General features: G+C 37.7%; 17 protein-coding genes and 1 pseudogene. 4 read left to right on the forward strand and 14 right to left on the reverse strand.

The window, feature by feature from the left end:
- Nucleotides 1–54: 54 nt before the first annotated feature.
- The 4 genes from rplW to rpsJ all read right to left on the reverse strand — a co-directional run bounded on the left by rplW (nt 55) and on the right by rpsJ (nt 2156).
- Nucleotides 55–351 (reverse strand): 50S ribosomal protein L23, encoded by a 297-nt coding sequence (rplW, locus tag QKW49_RS12525; RefSeq protein WP_282868133.1) that lies wholly within the window; start codon nt 349–351, stop codon nt 55–57.
- A complete protein-coding gene (gene rplD, locus QKW49_RS12530) occupies nt 348–971 on the reverse strand; it encodes a 50S ribosomal protein L4 (RefSeq protein WP_282868134.1) in 624 nt (207 codons plus the stop codon). The genes rplW and rplD overlap by 4 nt, the downstream gene beginning before the upstream one ends.
- A gap of 27 nt (nt 972–998) precedes the next feature.
- The gene (gene rplC, locus QKW49_RS12535) at nt 999–1628 is read right to left on the reverse strand and encodes a 50S ribosomal protein L3 (RefSeq protein ID WP_282867891.1); all 630 of its coding nucleotides are present in this window, start codon (nt 1626–1628) and stop codon (nt 999–1001) included.
- Between the two features lie 216 nt (nt 1629–1844).
- Nucleotides 1845–2156 carry a 30S ribosomal protein S10 gene (rpsJ, locus tag QKW49_RS12540; RefSeq protein WP_282867892.1) on the reverse strand — a complete coding sequence of 104 codons (312 nt, stop codon included), beginning with the start codon at nt 2154–2156 and terminating at the stop codon, nt 1845–1847.
- Nucleotides 2157–2880: 724 nt separating this feature from the next.
- On the opposite strand from rpsJ, the gene QKW49_RS12545 reads away from it, so the two are divergent.
- Complete coding sequence (locus QKW49_RS12545) at nt 2881–3828, forward strand: RluA family pseudouridine synthase (RefSeq protein WP_282867893.1); 948 nt, start codon at nt 2881–2883, stop codon at nt 3826–3828.
- Between the two features lie 222 nt (nt 3829–4050).
- Here QKW49_RS12545 and QKW49_RS12550 read toward each other — a convergent pair whose 3' ends face one another.
- The 10 genes from QKW49_RS12550 to QKW49_RS12595 all read right to left on the reverse strand — a co-directional run bounded on the left by QKW49_RS12550 (nt 4051) and on the right by QKW49_RS12595 (nt 14556).
- Nucleotides 4051–5886, reverse strand: coding sequence for a GGDEF domain-containing protein (locus QKW49_RS12550; RefSeq protein WP_282867894.1), 1836 nt, complete (start codon nt 5884–5886; stop codon nt 4051–4053).
- Between the two features lie 323 nt (nt 5887–6209).
- A complete protein-coding gene (locus QKW49_RS12555; protein WP_282867895.1) occupies nt 6210–7016 on the reverse strand; it encodes a rhomboid family intramembrane serine protease in 807 nt (268 codons plus the stop codon).
- Nucleotides 7017–7194: 178 nt separating this feature from the next.
- Nucleotides 7195–8427 (reverse strand): Zn-dependent hydrolase, encoded by a 1233-nt coding sequence (locus QKW49_RS12560; RefSeq protein WP_349239112.1) that lies wholly within the window; start codon nt 8425–8427, stop codon nt 7195–7197.
- Between the two features lie 20 nt (nt 8428–8447).
- Entirely contained in the window at nt 8448–8945 is a 498-nt protein-coding gene (locus QKW49_RS12565) for an L-2-amino-thiazoline-4-carboxylic acid hydrolase (protein ID WP_282867896.1), read from the reverse strand.
- A gap of 25 nt (nt 8946–8970) precedes the next feature.
- Complete coding sequence (locus tag QKW49_RS12570; RefSeq protein ID WP_282867897.1) at nt 8971–9681, reverse strand: ABC transporter ATP-binding protein; 711 nt, start codon at nt 9679–9681, stop codon at nt 8971–8973.
- Nucleotides 9682–9718: 37 nt separating this feature from the next.
- On the reverse strand, nt 9719–10678 hold the full coding sequence (locus tag QKW49_RS12575) for an agmatinase family protein (RefSeq protein ID WP_282867898.1): 960 nt from the start codon (nt 10676–10678) through the stop codon (nt 9719–9721).
- Entirely contained in the window at nt 10671–11447 is a 777-nt protein-coding gene (locus QKW49_RS12580) for an ABC transporter ATP-binding protein (RefSeq protein WP_282867899.1), read from the reverse strand. Before QKW49_RS12580 ends, QKW49_RS12575 begins: the two co-directional genes overlap by 8 nt.
- Complete coding sequence (locus QKW49_RS12585) at nt 11434–12423, reverse strand: branched-chain amino acid ABC transporter permease (RefSeq protein ID WP_282867900.1); 990 nt, start codon at nt 12421–12423, stop codon at nt 11434–11436. Before QKW49_RS12585 ends, QKW49_RS12580 begins: the two co-directional genes overlap by 14 nt.
- A gap of 11 nt (nt 12424–12434) precedes the next feature.
- Nucleotides 12435–13307, reverse strand: a complete 873-nt coding sequence (locus tag QKW49_RS12590) for a branched-chain amino acid ABC transporter permease (protein ID WP_282867901.1) — start codon at nt 13305–13307, stop codon at nt 12435–12437.
- Nucleotides 13308–13413: 106 nt separating this feature from the next.
- Nucleotides 13414–14556: an ABC transporter substrate-binding protein gene (locus QKW49_RS12595; protein ID WP_282867903.1), complete on the reverse strand. Its 1143-nt coding sequence runs from the start codon at nt 14554–14556 to the stop codon at nt 13414–13416.
- Between the two features lie 394 nt (nt 14557–14950).
- On the opposite strand from QKW49_RS12595, the gene QKW49_RS12600 reads away from it, so the two are divergent.
- From QKW49_RS12600 to glgD, 3 genes and pseudogenes are all read left to right on the forward strand, one after another.
- The gene (locus QKW49_RS12600) at nt 14951–15745 is read left to right on the forward strand and encodes an IclR family transcriptional regulator (protein ID WP_282867904.1); all 795 of its coding nucleotides are present in this window, start codon (nt 14951–14953) and stop codon (nt 15743–15745) included.
- Nucleotides 15746–16297: 552 nt separating this feature from the next.
- Nucleotides 16298–17458: pseudogene (locus QKW49_RS12605) on the forward strand (glucose-1-phosphate adenylyltransferase); the annotation flags it as partial.
- A gap of 130 nt (nt 17459–17588) precedes the next feature.
- Nucleotides 17589–18704 carry a glucose-1-phosphate adenylyltransferase subunit GlgD gene (glgD, locus tag QKW49_RS12610; RefSeq protein WP_349239113.1) on the forward strand — a complete coding sequence of 372 codons (1116 nt, stop codon included), beginning with the start codon at nt 17589–17591 and terminating at the stop codon, nt 18702–18704.
- Nucleotides 18705–18710 lie beyond the last annotated feature (6 nt).

Consider the following 18710-nt stretch of genomic DNA (forward strand, 5'->3'; position numbering starts at 1 on the left):
CTAATGAAAAACCAACAAATAATTATTAATTGTTAATTATTCATTATTAATTAATTACGCCATTCCTTCAAAGAATTCTATACTTTTACTGTCTTCAGTCAGCGTAACGATCGCTTTTTTCCAATCAGGTCTTTTTCCGGAATGCATTCCCATTCTTTTAATCTTACCTAAAACTCTCATAGTATTTACGCTTTCTACCTTAACGCCAAAAATTTCTTCGACCGCATTTTTTACTTCTATTTTGTTGGCATTTAACGGCACTGCGAAGGTGTATTTTCTGTCGGCAGATTGCTCCATACTCCGTTCAGAAATTATAGGTTTGATAATGACATCATGTGCAGCTCTCATTATGCGTACACCTCCTCAATCTTTGCAATTGCATCTTTAGTAACTATAAATTTATCATGATTGAGTATATCATAAACATTTAATGTATTTACCAGCGTAGTCGTTACCCCTGGAATATTGCTTGCAGACTTGATAACAACTTCGTTCTTTTCCGGAAGTACTACCAATGCCTTCGAGTCAACATTAAGATTACTTAATATTTTTGCAAATTCTTTTGTTTTTATAGCGTCCATACTTAAAGCATCTAATACTAAAAGTTCATTATCTAATACTTTAGAACTTAAAGCAGATTTAAGCGCTAATCTTTTTACCTTTTTATTTAAGGAGTATCTATAGCTTCTTGGTTTAGGTCCTAAAGCTACACCGCCTCCTACCCATTGAGGAGACCTGATACTACCTTGTCTTGCTCTACCGGTACCTTTTTGTCTCCAAGGCTTAATACCGCCGCCACGAACTTCCGCTCTGGTCTTGGTATTTTGAGTCCCTTGTCTTTGATTTGCCAAGTAATTTACTACTACTTGATGAAGAACAGTTTTATTTACTTCTGCTCCAAAAATATTATCGTTTAATTCGATATCTCCAACTTGTTTACCGCTCATATCGTACAAAGCCACCTTAGGCATCATACATCCTCCTTTCTTATAAGCTTGTTATGCTTTTACTGTATTTCTAACAACTACCAGTCCGCCTTTTGGTCCAGGTACCGCACCTTTTACCAAAAGAAGATTCTTTTCTGTATCTATCTTAACAACATCAAGGTTTTGTATTGTAATTTTTTCAACACCCATATGGCCAGGTAATTTTTTACCTTTCATAACTTTGGAAGGTGTACTACAAGCTCCCAAAGAACCAGGGCCTCTATGATAGTGAGAACCATGACTCATCGGACCTCTATGGGTACCCCATCTTTTAATCGTACCTGCAAAACCTTTACCTTTGCTAGTGCCGGTAACATCTATTCTGTCTCCCGCGGCAAAAACATCAACTTTGATTTCATCTCCGACGTTGAGTGCATCTGCATTATCCAATTTTAATTCTCTTAAGAACCTTTTGTATTCAACTTTTGCTTTGTCAAAATGTCCTTTTTGAGGTTTGCTGACATTTTTCTCTTTCTTAGTGGCAAAACCCACCTGCACAGCGCTATACCCGTCATTATCAACAGTTTTCTTCTGTACAACCGTACATGGTCCAGCCTCTATAACAGTTACAGGAATTACTCTGCCGTCTTCATCAAACACCTGAGTCATTCCAATTTTTTTACCTAAAATCGCCTTCTCCATTATGGCACCTCCTAATTGGTTATTGGTTCACATTTGCGAACATGACCGATTTACTAATTAATAATTAATAGTTAATAATTAATAATGATTGATCTGATTCCAACTAATATCTCTATTAAGACTTATGTTGATAAATCAAAATTTGTAGCAATAATATCATACTCCCATTTTAAAAATTGCCGGGATAATTATTCACTATTCATTATTCACTGCTTTTTACAGTTTGATTTCAATATCTACGCCTGCTGGCAAATCCAGTCTCATTAAGGCATCCACAGTTTTTGGGGTCGGAAGCAAAATATCAATGAGTCTTTTGTGCGTTCTCATTTCAAACTGCTCACGGGAATCCTTGTACTTGTGAACTGCTCTCAAAATAGTAATGATTTCTTTTTTAGTAGGCAGTGGAATAGGTCCTGATACCTTTGCTCCTGTCCTTTTAGCAGTTTCCACAATCTTCTCGGCTGATTGATCCAATAACATATGATCATAAGCCTTCAATCTGATTCTAATTTTTTGATTTGCTGCCATATTAGCTAACCCTCCTTCAATCGTACGTTTTTTCGGAATCTCAATAAACCTGGCACTGCTGCGTTTTAAAGCTTGTGAGATAAGCTTTGTTAACACTGCACTTTTGTGCTTAATGTTTTTTCAATTCCTGTTTTTTCTTGCCGCTCTCGGCAAATGGTCTTGTGATACGTACGACAGTAGCAAAAAACTGTACACTGTGCCGGGTGTTTCATATTATCCTATAATTAAACCCAGATTACCGTCAAATGACATAACCTGGGCATAAAAACTCTCGTTCAGCACAAAAAGTTCACCACTCTTAACGCTGCCAAATTAATACAAATCTGGCAATGCAAACAGAATACTAAAATTTCTCCTACTCGCACTATTAAAGTGTACAGTGACGCTGTCGCCCGGTTTCATGAATCGGACATTCTCCATGAAAATTCCCCCAACTCAACGGTTGGCAACCTTCCACTTCATCGTATGTCATGTCACAACTCTTACATATTACATGATTGGCGCGGATTTTGCAAGGGTTTTTTTAAAAAAAATTTATTTAGTGAGGAGTGGGGAGATTTGCATAAAAATTATAACGCAGTATAGTTGATATGTATAGTGTAGAGTATATATAATATATTAAAAAAGTGCAGGTATTTTACGGGTATGTGATGAGTTTTTATAAGATTCCTTTTTCTCCCCACTCCTCACTCCCCACTATCAAAACAAAAGGAGTTCTGCGAATATGAAAACTATCCTCGTAAATTTAAATGATGCCGATCAAAGAATAGATAAATTTCTCCAAAAATATTTTAATACGATGCCTCTAAGTGCAATATATAAATACATAAGGAAAAAAAGAGTAAAAGTTAATGGAAAGAAAATAGAGATTAGCTATAAGCTTGCCGTAAATGATAAAATAGATCTATATATAAATGATGAGTTTTTTGAAGATACCAAGCCGGCAATAAATTTTACGGCCATTAAACCTGATATCCATATACTTTATGAAGATACCAATATTCTTCTCATCGATAAAATGCCGGGAATGGTTGTGCATGCTGATGAATCGGAGCAGGTAAATACATTAATTAACCATGTTCAGTCTTATCTATATCATAAGAAAGAATATTTACCCGAAGAAGAGAATACTTTTGCTCCGGCACTTTGCAATAGAATTGACCGGAATACCGGCGGTATTGTGATTGCGGCTAAGAATGCGGAAGCATTGAGGATTATCAATGAAAAGATTAAAGAAAAAGAAATCAGAAAATTTTATCTTTGTATGGTTCACGGTCTTCTTGAAAAAAAAGAAGGAGATTTGTCCGATTATCTCAGTAGAAACTATTCGGCTAAGAAAGTATCCATCTTAGATAAACCTGAAAAAGGAGCAAAAAAGATCATTACAAAATATAAGGTTTTAAAAGAAAAAAATAATATGAGTTTATTGGAAATAGAGCTAATCACCGGAAGAACCCATCAAATCCGGGCGCATTTTGCTTCTATCGGGCACCCTTTGGTTGGTGACCGGAAATATGGAGAAAACTCATTAAATCATTCTGCAGGGTTTAAGCATCAAGCGTTATATTCATATAAGATCTTTTTTAATTTCTCCAGTGATGCCGGAAAATTGAATTATTTAGCAAGAAGAACCTTCGAAGTAAAAGAAGTACCCTTTACAAAATTATTTTAAAACACATATATAGGAAACGGTGATAAAGTAGAATTTAGCACGTAGAAGGAGTGAAGCACGGTGATGGACCTACTGCTGCACCTGATTTTGGTGAAGCTGTAGGTCCGTCCCCGTGCTTTGCGACTGACCCACGATGCACTTTTTAACATTCTCCCATACGCACGTTAAATGTACCCACAAATGTAGCATATACCACAAAAAATTTGCGCAAGCTGTTTTTAACTATTCTATATATGCACAGCTTTTCCATATCGTTTTACATAGCTTTTTAATCTGACTGGCATCTTCCGCAAGCTGCAATATATCGGTATATCTTCTATACCTGTTTGTCACCCCGGCAATAGAAATGGTCACAAGTGGAAAATGTTCCACTACACCATGCCTGTTCTTAGTGATAATATATCCTCGTTCAACATCTTGTTGCTTATACAGCTCTTTTACCTTCTCATCAAAGCTTTTCATAATATTTGTACAAATCTCACATACATCATGGGTATCTGCAATAATAACAAAGTCATCTCCTCCGATATGCCCTACAAACTTATCAGCAGCCATATATTTAGCACTTTCATCATTCAATACCTTTGCAGTCATTTGAAGAAGCTTGTCCCCACTTTCAAAACCGTAAACATCATTATATGATTTGAAATTATCAATATCAATATATAAAACACAGTACGGCTTATCCCCATCCATGATCCCTGCCAGCTTTTTCTCGATAAGATTGTTTCCCGGCAGTCCGGTTAATGCATTAAGGTGTTTCGCGTAATTTATTTCGAGCTGAGTGGATTTTTCCAATAAGTCTTTTACTGTGATGATTCCATAATAATCGTTGTTTTTAGTAACCAGTACGTAGTCATAGAGATCATCTTCTTTTCTTGCCATCGCAAGCTTTGACACCTTGTCAAGCGGCGTATAATACTCTACAACCAATGGATTTCGATTCATCAATAGCGTAATAGGTCTCTTCATAAAAATCGCAACACCGTATTGCGTACCCAACTTGGCAAAAAACTTATCTTTCATGACCAATCCCATCAATTTATTCCCATCCACCACCGCAATGCCTTTCATATTAGCATTGCTGTTAAACTTCTCCAGCAGCCCTGCTCCGGTAGTTTGGGGCGATACGGTATACCCTTGCCTTGCGATATCTCCAATCGCAATGGTGGATGTGTTATGATAATATGCACCGCTTCTGATTTTATTTCTTTCTATGATCTGCTTTTTTATTTCCGGTGCAACAGCGTAGAAATCCGGATACGGTCTTTGAATATAATAACCTTGCCCATAGGGAATCCCTAAATCGATTAAAGTATTCAGTTCATTTACCGTTTCGATCCCTTCCGCAATCATTTTTATATTGGCAATCAGGCAAAAGTCGTATAATGTCTTTAATAAAGCTTGCTTGAACCCGTCCTTATCTATATCTCGAATCAATTTCATATCTATTTTCAAATACTGAGGTCTGATCTCCGCAAGCAGATTTAGGCCGGAGTAACCTGAGCCGGTATCATCAATTGCAACTTTATATCCTTGCTGGTTATAATTATCGATAATCTTTTTAAAGCTTTTAAAATCATCTATAGAAGATTTCTCTGTAATTTCAAAAATAATATTTTCCGGGTCAATATGATACCTTTGCAAAAATATTTTTGTAAATCCTTGCCTGAACTTATCGTCATATATTACTTTTGGATCAACATTTAAAAACAACATATGCTGAGGAAAGATATCCTTCGCATTTTCTAATGCTTTTGCCCTGCATAACGACTCCAAGTCCCACGTTCTTCCAAACCTTCTTGCTGTTTCAAAAAGCACATCGGGATATTCTAAAGCTGAATCGACCGGTCCCCTTGAAAGCGCCTCATAACCAAGGATATTCCCGTCACTTAGCGAAACAATGGGCTGAAAAAAAGTCCTAACAGAACCATGAAGCAGTATCTCTTTAAATTTATTATATAAAGACAGCTCGTTTTCTTTTAAGCCCTCTGCTTTGCCTCGTCTATTCTCGTCTATTAGTAAATCATAATAAAAATCAAGGGCCATGCCATCCATTACACTATCTCCCTTCAAAGTCGATAATCTAGCATGGTAAGTATATATTTCTCGTGTTAGATTTTCATTAAAATAATATTAAATTCACGTAAAGTATGGTGGTTCACTTATAGATCGTTTAAGTTGAAAGTAGAAATATAATAGTGCTTGTTTCAATATATCTTTTTATTATCGTAGGGGCGGACGACCCTGTCCACCCGCTATACCATTATCCTGCCTACGGGCGGACAGAGTCGTCCGCCCCTACGGAATCTTAACTGTTGGCGTGATATAACTTGGTAAATTGAAAGTCCAAAGTTCGTTGTCTATACTCTCCGATCTGACTACTCCTTAATATGCTCATGGTTCTTTAGATGTTCCATACAGTATTCATGGTCTCCTTCACAATCTACACAGTACCTAAAATCCATTTTTGGATCATCTTTTTCGGTAATACCGCATATGGTACATTTGTGTATGGTAGTATTTCTTGGAATCTGCTCATGAAATCTCCTGCGGTTGCTGTGAACTTGCCGTGTCATTTTTGCGCCGGTAGATATTTCACGTCCAAAGAAAATGAAGTAGTTAATAATAGAGACGATCGCCATCACTTTTTGAGGTATGGGCATGAACAACACTGTAAAACCTATAAAAATCCAGTTAAGCCATGCCAAATATTTTACTTTCACAGGTAAAATGAAAAATAATAAGAATTCATAATTAGGGTAAATACGTGCAAAAGCCAGAAACAGTGATAAGTTTAAATATGTAGAAGTTCCTACTCCTCCCGTAATGAAAACCGCAGCGGTCGTTCCTGCCATTCCCAACAGATAATACATATTGAACCTAAAGCTTCCCCACTCATGCTCCAGTGCATTTCCAATCATATAATAAAGATATAACACAAATATAATCCATATAGGGGACGATACGGAAGGCGGAATAAACACATATGTGATCAGCCTCCACACTTCACCTCTAAAAACCAGAGATGGAATCAGCATTAATTTAGTAGTAAATCCCCCGGTATGATCTACATACATTAAAAAATAGATAAATCCGTTTAGTCCTACAATATAGGTCATCAAGCCTTTAATGGCAAGATGCCCGAATCTTCTCTCAAGCTTTTCCAACCAATTCACAATCGTCATTCCTTTCCTTGGGCTTGTTTGCCGTTTTGCGTTATTTCATTATATTATATTATTGGTGATAATACAATAAATGATAACTTCATTAAGTTCACAAAAGAAAAGAAGGCCATTCCCTAATATTAACGGAAATAACCTTTCGTCATATAAAATATACATATTAAAACAAATTTACATACGCTTATACTCTCTCAGCTAGTTCAAGAATGGTATGATACAAAACATCCGCTCCAACTCCACAATCATCTTCTGAGCTCCATTCGTCAGCATTGTGGCTGACACCACCTCTCGAGCGGATAAAGATCATGCCGATAGGACAAAAATCTTTCAGTTGCATTCCATCGTGCCCTGCACCGCTGATTAATGTGAAAATCTCCTGTCCTGTTTCTATGCACGCTCGCTCTATTGTATCACATATTGCTTTTGAGCATTTGACTGGAGATACTCTCTGTAAAGTATTCAAACTCAATTCGATATTCTGTTCTTTACATATTCGCTGCGCATATTCTACAATATTCTCTTCTATTTTGTTCCGAACAGTTTCGTCAATATCCCTTAAATCAATGGTAAATTCTACTTCACGGGGAATTACATTTACTCCCCCAGGTAAGACAGACATTTTTCCGATAGTTGCAACGGCATTGGGATACTTTTTTGTTTCTTCATCTATATAACTTATCATTTTGGCAGCAGCTGTCATAGGGTCTCTTCGCGCTTTCATGGGTGTAGCACCTGCATGTCCGGATTCACCGATCAATCGAAAATCTATCCATAAGTGTCCTGCAATCCCCGACACCACTCCAACAGGTAAATTCCGATTTTCCAGCACTTTTCCCTGTTCAATATGAAGTTCAATATATGCCTTAATATTCTCTGATTCTGCAGCCGCATCCGCTATATTGTCAGGAAGAAACTCCGCTTGCCTCATGGCCTCGGCCAGAGCTATTCCCTGTGAATCGGTGAATTGCAGGTCTTCTTGTCTTAATTTTCCGGAAATCGCACGGCTTCCGACCATTCCAAAGCCAAATCTGGCACCTTCTTCATCTACAAACGCAATGACTTCAATAGGATGTTCAGTTTCAATCCTCTTCTCGTTCATGCATTGCAGAACTTCAATTGCCGCAAGTATTCCAAGCACGCCATCAAACATGCCCCCTTGAGGGACCGTGTCAAAATGCGATCCTGTGAGAATAACCGGCGCATCCGATCTGCCACCTTCTTTTCTTCCGATCAAATTGCCCACTGCATCTTGGCGTACTTCAAGACCGGCATCAAGCATATAATAAGTTAATAATTCTTTGGCCTCTTTTTCTTCTTTTGTATAAGAAAGGCGGGTAATCCCGCCCTGCTCTTGCATTCCGATCCGCCCTATCTCTAAGAGCCGATGAAATAGTCTTTTTTGATTAATCACCATAACATTCTCACTACTTTTCTCTATACGTTATCTTCTTTTTTCATTTGAAAACAAAAATGGCATATTCCATCTTTAAAAAAATGCTTATCATGAACAACATGCAAATTAGGATTGAATCCTCTTGCAATGGCAGGATCAATCTCCTGGCAGTATAGGATTCCATACTCTTCCATACCATCCTTCTTCCATTGATCTGCAAAAACACATTTTGTAAAATACTGTTCAATCTCATTCTCTTTATATATATCTTCATACTCAAAAAGCTCACTTCTGCCCATATCGTAATTTGTAAGATAATTCTCAATATTATTGGATTGGCCGACAGCCGCCGCACGCCTTGCAATATCTCTGCCTCTTTCTTCTCCAAACGTACTTACTCCTTGAAGAATGGCTTTTCGTCCGTCTTCTCCAAATTCATCTATTACAGCTTTAGCCAAATGAGCAAAAAGCTTTGCCGCTATATTATACATCGAGACCGGCTCTAAGCTTTCATTCTCTTTTTTGAATTTATCTTTCATGAGTTTTCTCACCTTTATTCCTTGTTTAATAACCTAGGTATGCTTTTCTTATCTCAGGGTCATTTAATAAATCGCTTCCTTTCCCCTCTGCGACAATTTCCCCTGTTTCAAGTACATAGCCTCGGTGCGCAACCTTTAGCGCTAAATGAGCATTTTGTTCAACAAGAAGTATGGTCGTACCGTATTTCTCATTGATATCTTTTATAATCTTAAAAATCTCCTTAACCAAAATAGGAGCCAATCCCATAGAAGGTTCATCCAATAACAACAGTTTTGGTTTGCCCATCAGACTTCTGGCGATTGCCAGCATTTGCTGCTCTCCACCGCTCAGCGTTCCTGCCATCTGCTTAACACGTTCTTTGAGACGTGGAAACCTTTCGAAAACCATAGATAATTCTTCTTCTTTAGCCTTATCCTTATCTTTTCTGAGATAAGCCCCCAACATGAGGTTTTCCATTACTGTAAGATTGGCAAATACCCCTCGCCCCTCCGGAGCGTGAAGCAATCCGAGTGCCACGATCTCATGGGCAGGTTTTCCTGTAATATCTACGTTATTGAAAAATACTCGCCCATTCGCCGGCTTTACCAATCCGGAGATTGTCTTCAAAGTTGTTGTCTTTCCGGCGCCATTCGCTCCAATTAGCGTAACGATTTCCCCTTCATTTACTTGTATGCTCATATCCTTAATTGCGGGAATTACTCCATAACACACCTCAAGAGCTTCAATAGTCAACATTCGCTATTCAACCTTTCCATATCGCTTTACAATGATATCATCCTAAAGTGATATTATTGTTTTTCCTTTGAGCCAGTCCTGCCATGACATACTGTATAAGCCACGCTGCAACATGCGAAGCCTCATTTGTAGGATCGCTTGGAGGATAAAACTCAACGATGTCGAAACCATGTATTCCATAGCTGCTTAGTTTATATAAAGCCAGCGACAACTCATAAGAAGTCAAACCATTAGGATCCGGCGGTCCTCCGGGGTTAAAAGCCACATCCAGAATATCACTGCATACGGTCACATAAATCTTCTCTGTTCCATCTGAAGCAATTTTATAGGCCTCATCCACCACTGCCTCTATTCCCATGCGATGAACATCAAAGCTTGTAAAGGTAGTAGCTCCTATACTTTTAGCATACTCTGCCTGTTCCTGGGTATTTCTCGGCCCTCTTATCCCTAAATGAACCATACTTGTTGTTTTTAGATTGGGAATGTCAGCTACATTATGAAAAGGACAGCATCTTGCGTATTTATCTCCTTCATATTCAGGCTTATTGTCATAATGCGCATCAAAATGGATGATACCCACTTTCCCGGTAGTAGACTCGCACAATGTCTTAATTGCAGGATAGCTTATGCCATGGTCTCCGCCCATTATGATCGGAAATGCATCTGCTTCAAAAATATTCTTTAGCCTGCTGCTGAAGCGCCTAAAAGACTCTTCCAGATTTCCGGGGTAAATGTCAACATCAGAGTAATCACATACCTTTAATGTATCAAAAATATTTATATTAAGTTCCGGCATATACCCGCTATATCTTGCAGAAGCACTGCGTATGGTTTTTGTTGCAAGCTCTGTCCCTGTAGTGATCCCCCACGTAACACTGCCTTCCCACGGCATCCCTAAAACCACTGTGTCATAGCCTTTAAGCTCTTCTTTTGTTCTAACTATTGGAACTCCCAGAAAAGAAGGCGTTCTTTGATATACGTACCCATTCTTACTCATCTTCATTTTCCTCCCGGCCTAAATATGCTTCTATTACTTTATGATTTGTTCTTATTTCTTCAGGCTTACCTTGTGCAATCTGTTCACCATGGTCGAGCACAACAATCCTGTCAGAGATATCCATAATTACTTTCATATCATGTTCGATAAGAAGAATTGTCTTGCTCATTTCAGTTCGAATCCTGTTGATCAAAGCCTTCAGCTTTTCCTTTTCGATGCTGTTCATACCTGCAGCAGGCTCATCTAAAAGAATAAGGTCGGACTCGGAAGCCAAAGCCCTTGCAATCTCCAGAAGCCGCTGCTCGCCATAAGGAAGGCTTGTCGCAAATTCTTCCAATTTATTTTCAAGCCCTACAAATTCAAGAATATCCAAACATTTTTTTAAAGCGTTAGCTCTTTCATTTTTTACGGATTTTGACATAAAAAGTCCGCCAAATATGCCTTCTTTTGTCCATCCTCCCTGACCCACAATAACATTTTCCAGAACGGTGAGCGAGTGAAATAATCGAATATTCTGAAAAGTTCTGCTTATTCCCTTTTTAACACGCTGATGAGGTTTCAGTTTGTTAATGACTTCCCCTCGAAACTTTATCGTCCCTGCTGTAGGCATGTAAATACCGGTAAGCAAGTTAAAAAGAGTCGTTTTTCCTGCTCCGTTAGGACCTATAATGGCAAGTATTTCTCCCTGTTCCAAATCCAGATCCACATTATTAATCGCTACAAGACCTCCAAAACGGATGGTAACACCCTTAGCTTCAAGCATTTTCATCTACTCGTCCTCCTGTTGCTCTAAGCCAGGTATTTTTGGCTCTTTTACTAATACCCCAAAAACCTTCGGGCTTATAAATCATTACTATGATCATCATTAACCCGTATAGGATCATTCTGTAATTCACTAAGAAACGCAGCATCTCAGGTGCGACTACCAGCACAACAGCTCCCACTACCGAACCTATAATGCTGCCCATTCCCCCTAATACAACCATCGATAGAATTGTAATGGAGTCAACATACATAAATGAGTCGGGGCTTATAAACGATATATAGCCTGCAAAAAATGCTCCTGTGATTCCGGCAAAAAAAGCACCTACAATAAAAGCCGATAATTTTGCTTTTGTGGTATTGATGCCGATCGCACATGCGGCTACTTCATCCTCTCTTACTGTAAGCAGTCCAAGACCATACCTTGAAGTAGTCAGCCTATTCATTACAAAAATAGTTACCGCAGCCAAAATAAGAATGGTATAATAGTAAGGAACTTTATCAGAAAATACATAAGAACCGATTTGTGGAGCCGGAATGCCCGGTAAGCCCATTGGCCCCCTCGTAACACTTATCCAATTTACAAAAATAAGATGTACAATTTCGCCAAAACCTAGTGTTACAATGCCTAGATAATCACCTTGCAAACGAAGGGCAGGCAATCCTAATACAAATCCGCATACCGCTGTTGCAAAAGCACTTATAACCATTGCCGGCCAAAAAGATATGCCCTTTTCCAACATCAAGAGAGCTGCTACATATGCACCAATTCCATAAAAAGCAGCATGACCTATAGAAAACTGTCCTGCATAACCTGTTACCAGATTGAGACTAAGCGTTAAAATCACATACATGCCAATGCCGATCAGGATATGAATGAAATAACCGTATGTAATAATTAAAGGCGCAAGAAGAAGGAGAAGCAATCCTATCACTTTTGCAAGTGTACTCATTTTTTTTATTCTGTTAAATATTTTATCCATTACGCCTACACCTACACTTTCTGTTGATGACTCTTACCAAGCAACCCTGAAGGTTTTACCAATAAAACAATAATCAGAATTGAGAAAGCAATCGCATCACGATACCCGGAACTTAAATACGCTGCTCCGAAATTTTCAAACACACCCAGCACAAGGCCTCCAAGCATAGCTCCCGGAATACTGCCTATGCCTCCCAGAACAGCAGCGGTAAATGCCTTCAGACCTGCAGAGTACCCCATCGTAGGATATACGGCATCATAGTAAAGTCCGACCATGATTCCCGCAGCCGCTGCTAAAGCCGAACCTACAGCAAAAGTTAATGAAATAACCTTATCAACATTAATGCCCATGAGTCGGGCATGGTCTTTATGATATGAAGTTGCTCTCATGGCAACTCCCCATGAACTTTTTTTAACAATAAGCTGAAGTATGATCATCAATACAATAGACATCAGAAGTATATATACCTGTAAATTGTTTATATTGACTTCTCCAAGCTTGATATTTGCAATATTGACCACCTTAGGGAAGGGATGGGTTTCCGTACCCCAAATCAATTGAGCGAAGTTAGCTAAAAATATGGATACTCCCAACGCGCTTAAAAGAGGTGCCATACGATCAGCCATTCTTAAAGGTCTGTAAGCCAGCCGTTCAATAATGATTCCTATCATTGCGGTTATAACCATAGCTATTACAAATGCCCCGGCAAACGGTACATGCAAAACCTTAATGAGCGTAAGAGCAATAAAAGTGCCCAGCATGAAAATATCACCATGTGCGAAATTGATAATCTGAAGTATCCCATATACCATACTGTAACCCAATGCGATAAGTGCATATATTGCACCCATGGTCAATCCATTCAATAATTGTTCAAAAAACACTACACCAGCTCCTTAAGTCAATTTGCCTCCCTAAGAGAAACAAAAAAACACTTTTGAATATTAATTTGAATGGGACCCCTTAGGAGCCCCATTCCATATCCTAAAGCTATTTATTATATATTTCAAACTTTCCGTCTTTTACTATTAATTTTAAAGGCTGTTTAATACAATCACCGTTTTCATCAAAGGAAGTAATACCGGTAACACCGTTATAATCTTTGAGTGTAGTGAGATATTCCATTACCTTCTTACGGTCTTGTCCTCCGTTTTTCAAGCCTTCAATCACGATATTGGCGGCATCAAAAACGTAAGCTGCATATGTACCGGGTTCTTCTTTATAGGCCTCTTTATAAGCAGCTATAAAATCCTGAGCTTCTTTGCTGGAACTTGACTCATGGAAAAATCCTGTCATCATAACACCATCCACAGCATCTCCGCCAAGCTCAATCAAAGCATCGGAATAAATAGCATCAACACCCATGATCGGTACTTTATAACCGCTTCTTTGCATCTGTTTTGCTATAAGTGCAGTTTCATTATATAGGCCACCTATAATCACTACATCCGGCTTAGTATCTTTTATCTTTGTTACGATTGGGCTGAAATCTTTTGTTTGTCCAAGAATATATGACTCTTTCACAACAATTTTAGCACCTAGTTCACCTGCTTCTTCTTCAGCTACCTTTAGTAATCCTTGGCCATAGTCTGTGTTCTCATATACAATGGCAATATTTTTAAAACCTTCTTCTTTTACAGCCCAGTTTATAAGATATTCACCCTGGAAAGCATCTGTTGTAATTGTTCTAAAGGTATAAGGCCCTGCATCGGTGACAGCCGGTGAACTGGAACCTCCCGAGACTTCTACCACTCCTGCTTTATTATATATCGGTGCCCCTGCCAATGTACATGAACTGTTAAAATGGCCAACAACTGCCAATATATTTGTATCTGAAGCAAACTTATTTGCAACTGATGCCGCTTCCTTAGGATCGGATTTGTCATCTTCAAACACAAATTCAATCTGTTTGCCGTCAATACCGCCGGCTTTATTCACTACATCCGCAGCTAATGCTGCACCTTTTTTCATTGACTCCCCATCCTGTGCACTGGCACCGGTTAGAGGACCTGCAAAACCAAGCTTAATGGCTTTACTTTCGCTTGAACTTGATTGCGCACCACAGCCTGCCACAACAAACGTCATCATTACTACTAAAGATAACGCATAAATCATTTTCTTTTTCAATATCATGTCGTCACACTCCCTAAAATTTTGTTTTACAGTAATACCTTGATTATACAGCAATTCACCCTTGTCATCGCGTAAAAAAAACAGAAAACATTAACCACCCCACTTATTTCGTTTATGGAGTACGCCATTGTACATTCACATGTATCTAATGAAATGGAATTCAAAAGAAAGATTGTTTTGATATTGTCAAATTTATTATGACATTATCATAACACAAGTTTTTATTATTTTCAATATTTAAATCTAAAATTACTCATATTATTCATATTATTCATAGATTGTGAATTTACAAGAAAATACATATTGACTTTAGATTAAAAATAGAAGAACATATAATAGTACAGAAAAAACTTTTGAATTTAATAATTATAATTTATTATTGGAGGTATACACCTTGAGCGAAAAAAGGCCTCATCTGATTCAATCTGTTGAAAGGGCATTGAAAATTTTAGATTGTTTTGATCCTCTCAATACCCAGCTATCTCTTAGCGAAATAAGCGAAAAGGTAGGTTTAAATATCAGCACTGTTCACGGGATATTGAATACGCTTTTTACATATTCTTATATCGATAGAAATCCGGATAACGGAAAATACAGGCTAGGTCTAAAATTTTTATTTAAAGCTAATCTGGTTTCAGATAATCTCGACCTTAAAGAGATCGGACACCCCTTTATCAAAGCGCTGACAGAAAAGTATCAAGAAACAACAAATTTGTGTTTTTATCAGAATGGTGAAATTTATTGCGTCGATACCGTTTGGTCTCCATTGAGCTATTTGATTGTGAGTTCAAAAGTTGGATACGGTCTTCCAATTCACGCAACAGCCTCAGGTAAACTCATCCTCGCAAATTTATCTCAAGAAGAACTGGAAAAAAACTTAAGAGACTATAACTTTGCTAAACTTACAAAAACAACCATTACCGACAAGCAGCAGCTATTGGATATGCTTGACACGATTAGAAAGCAAGGTTTTTCAACTGAAGAAGAAGAGGTGGAATTTGGTGCGTACAGTGTAGCCGCACCTATTAAAAACCACAAAGGACGTGTATTTGCAACTGTAAGTATTTCCGGACCGGTTGCACGTATTAAGGAGAATGAAGCTCAAATTCGTGAAGATTTAATTGAAACTTCCAAAGCAATTTCTAGAGAATTTGGATGGACTTGTCTCGATGACTTAGACACAAAATAAGACATTTATTGCATATTACCTTATTGTTTTTTAACAACTAGAAGATGATCATTTTTTTATTTATGTCAAATTAAGATGTTAACAAAATGTCATCTTCTTTTAAATTCCTTTACTTCTGATTTCCTTCAACCCCTACGGTACTTCTAATCTAACTACTCTATTACTACCCATATAATATTACTTCTATTGCCATTTTATGAAATCCATGCTATACTGATTGTATAATTTATACAATTCTCACCATAGGATTATGGAAATTTTTAACACTTTTAAATGTATCTTTTGCTTGATTTTTATCTGGAAATTCTGTAAAATTCTTGTATGTGCTTATCAGCACTTTTGAAATAAGCAATGATTATTTCTAATTTAACAGTGTCTTCACTCATGCTTAACAATATTTTAAATTATGACAGTTATTATTTACCTATACCGGCTTTCCCACTATACTACTTAACCGTAATGATTGATTAAGCACCATACTTTTAGGGTATATAGATTTTATAAGTTAGTTTATTGTGCATTTTTTATTATATAATCTGAGGAGGATATTTCATGCAAAAAAAAGAATGTATTGCCATGTTGCTGGCTGGAGGTCAAGGCAGCAGATTAGGACTTCTCACCAAAAAGCTAGCTAAACCTGCTGTTCCATTTGGCGGGAAATACCGTATTATTGATTTTACTCTGAGCAACTGTGCAAACTCCAATATAGATACAGTAGGAGTTCTAACACAGTATCAACCACTTGTTTTAAATTCATACATAGGTATCGGCAGTCCCTGGGACTTGGATCGTAAAAACGGAGGAGTTATCGTGCTCCCTCCCTACGTAAGACAAAAAGGCGGTGAATGGTACACAGGAACTGCAAATGCCATTTATCAAAACATTGATTTTATTGATCAATATAATCCTGAACATGTTCTTATCCTATCCGGAGACCATATTTATAAAATGGACTATTCTCTCATGTTGGAATATCACAAGAAAAAAGACGCTGATGCAACCATTTCGGTAATAGAAGTACCCTGGGATGAAGCCAGCCGCTTTGGAATCATGAATACCAATAAAGATAACCTAGTAAAGAGCTTTGATGAAAAACCCAATATCCCCAAAAACAATTTAGCTTCTATGGGTGTTTACATATTCAATTGGTCTGTCCTTAGACGTTACCTGATTGAAGACGAGCAAGACCCTGGATCCAGCAATGATTTTGGTAAAAATATCATCCCAAAGATGTTAAATAACAGATTAAAGCTTTATGCTTACCCATTTGAAGGTTACTGGAAAGATGTAGGAACCCTTGAAAGCTATTGGCAAGCAAATATGGACCTTGTCTCCGATCATCCCAAACTTGACCTTTATGATTCCAAATGGAAAATATATTCTGTCAATCCAACCCAGCCGCCTAACTATATTGCAGCAGAAGCTAACGTTCGGCGTTCACTTATAAATGAAGGCTGCATGATTTTTGGAGAAGTAGAAAATAGTGTATTGTTCCCGGGGGTTTCAGTAGGCGCAGGAAGTAAAATAGAAAACTCGGTAATCCTGCCCAATGTAAGCATTGGTAATAATGTACGTATTGAAAATGCTATCATCTGCGAGAGGACGATCATTTCTGACGGATGCCAAATCGGATATGGCCATACCGTAAGTAATCCGGCAGTTAATATAGATGCACCACCACAAATTACTGTCATTGCAGAAAATATCATTATTCCGAAAAATCTGAAAATAGAAAAGAATGCACGAATCAGTTTGGAAAATATAGAAGATCTTCAATTCAAATCCTGCAGTGTATCGTAATAGTTCACGGTTCGCTAAATAAGTTAAGAAGGGATTGATAACAATGATGAGAGATGTACTCGGAATTATTAACAATACTAAGAATGATACATATTTAAAAGAAATAACACATAAACGTTCTGTGGCTTCGGTACCCATTGGAGGAAGATATAGAATCGTTGATTTCGCATTATCTAATATGGTGAATTCGGGCATCCGCAATGTAGGCATTCTGGTACAAAATAAATACGCCTCACTGATGGATCACCTGCGTTCAGGAAAAGAATGGGATCTGGATCGAAAGAGGGATGGCTTGTTCATCCTTCCCCCCTCCCCCGATTATTTTACATCCGTACGTAAAGGAGATTTGGAAAACCTCTATAATAATCTTAGCTATATTTCCAGAAGCCGACAGAAATATGTAATAATATCCGGAGCAAATATCATCTGCAATATCGACTATACCGACGCGCTTAAATTTCATGAAGATATGAATGCCGACATCACCATTATCTATCACCAATGTCCAACTACTACGGATTATTCCCAATGCACCGTAATGGAAATATCTGATGAAAGTCGTGTGACAAGAATGGAATTTAGCCCTGTCAACGCGAAGACTGATAATTTATCGATGGAAATGTATATTATTGAGCGCGAACTGCTTATAGATATTATTGATGAATGTACTTCCAGAGGCGATTACGATTTCATAAAGGATGCTATTATTAAAAATGTCGATAAACTTAATATATATGGCTACCTTTATAGTTCTTATGTCGCAAGGATCAATTCCATTCAGAGCTATTACAAACATAATATGGACTTACTGAACCCTATTATATGGAAACAATTATTTTCCAATCCTGGGTTGATCTATACGAAAGTAAAAGACCAAGCACCGGTAAAATATATGGAACACTCAGAGGTTAAAAATGCTTTAGTTGCCAATGGATGTGTGATTGAAGGAAAAGTAGAAAATAGTATTCTGTTTAGAGGAGTCCAAATACATAAAGGGGCACATATCAAAAATAGCATTATTATGGAAAAATGCGTTATTGACGAGAACGTTATGCTGGAAAATGTGATTTTAGATAAAGAGGTTCATATCACCAAAGGAAAGAAACTAATAGGAGTTCAGGAATACCCTGTGATACTTGAGAAAAAAGCTGTGATTTAAAGGAGG

The sequence above is a fragment of the Petroclostridium sp. X23 genome, assembly GCF_030013905.1.
Lineage (GTDB): Bacteria > Bacillota > Clostridia > SK-Y3 > SK-Y3 > X23.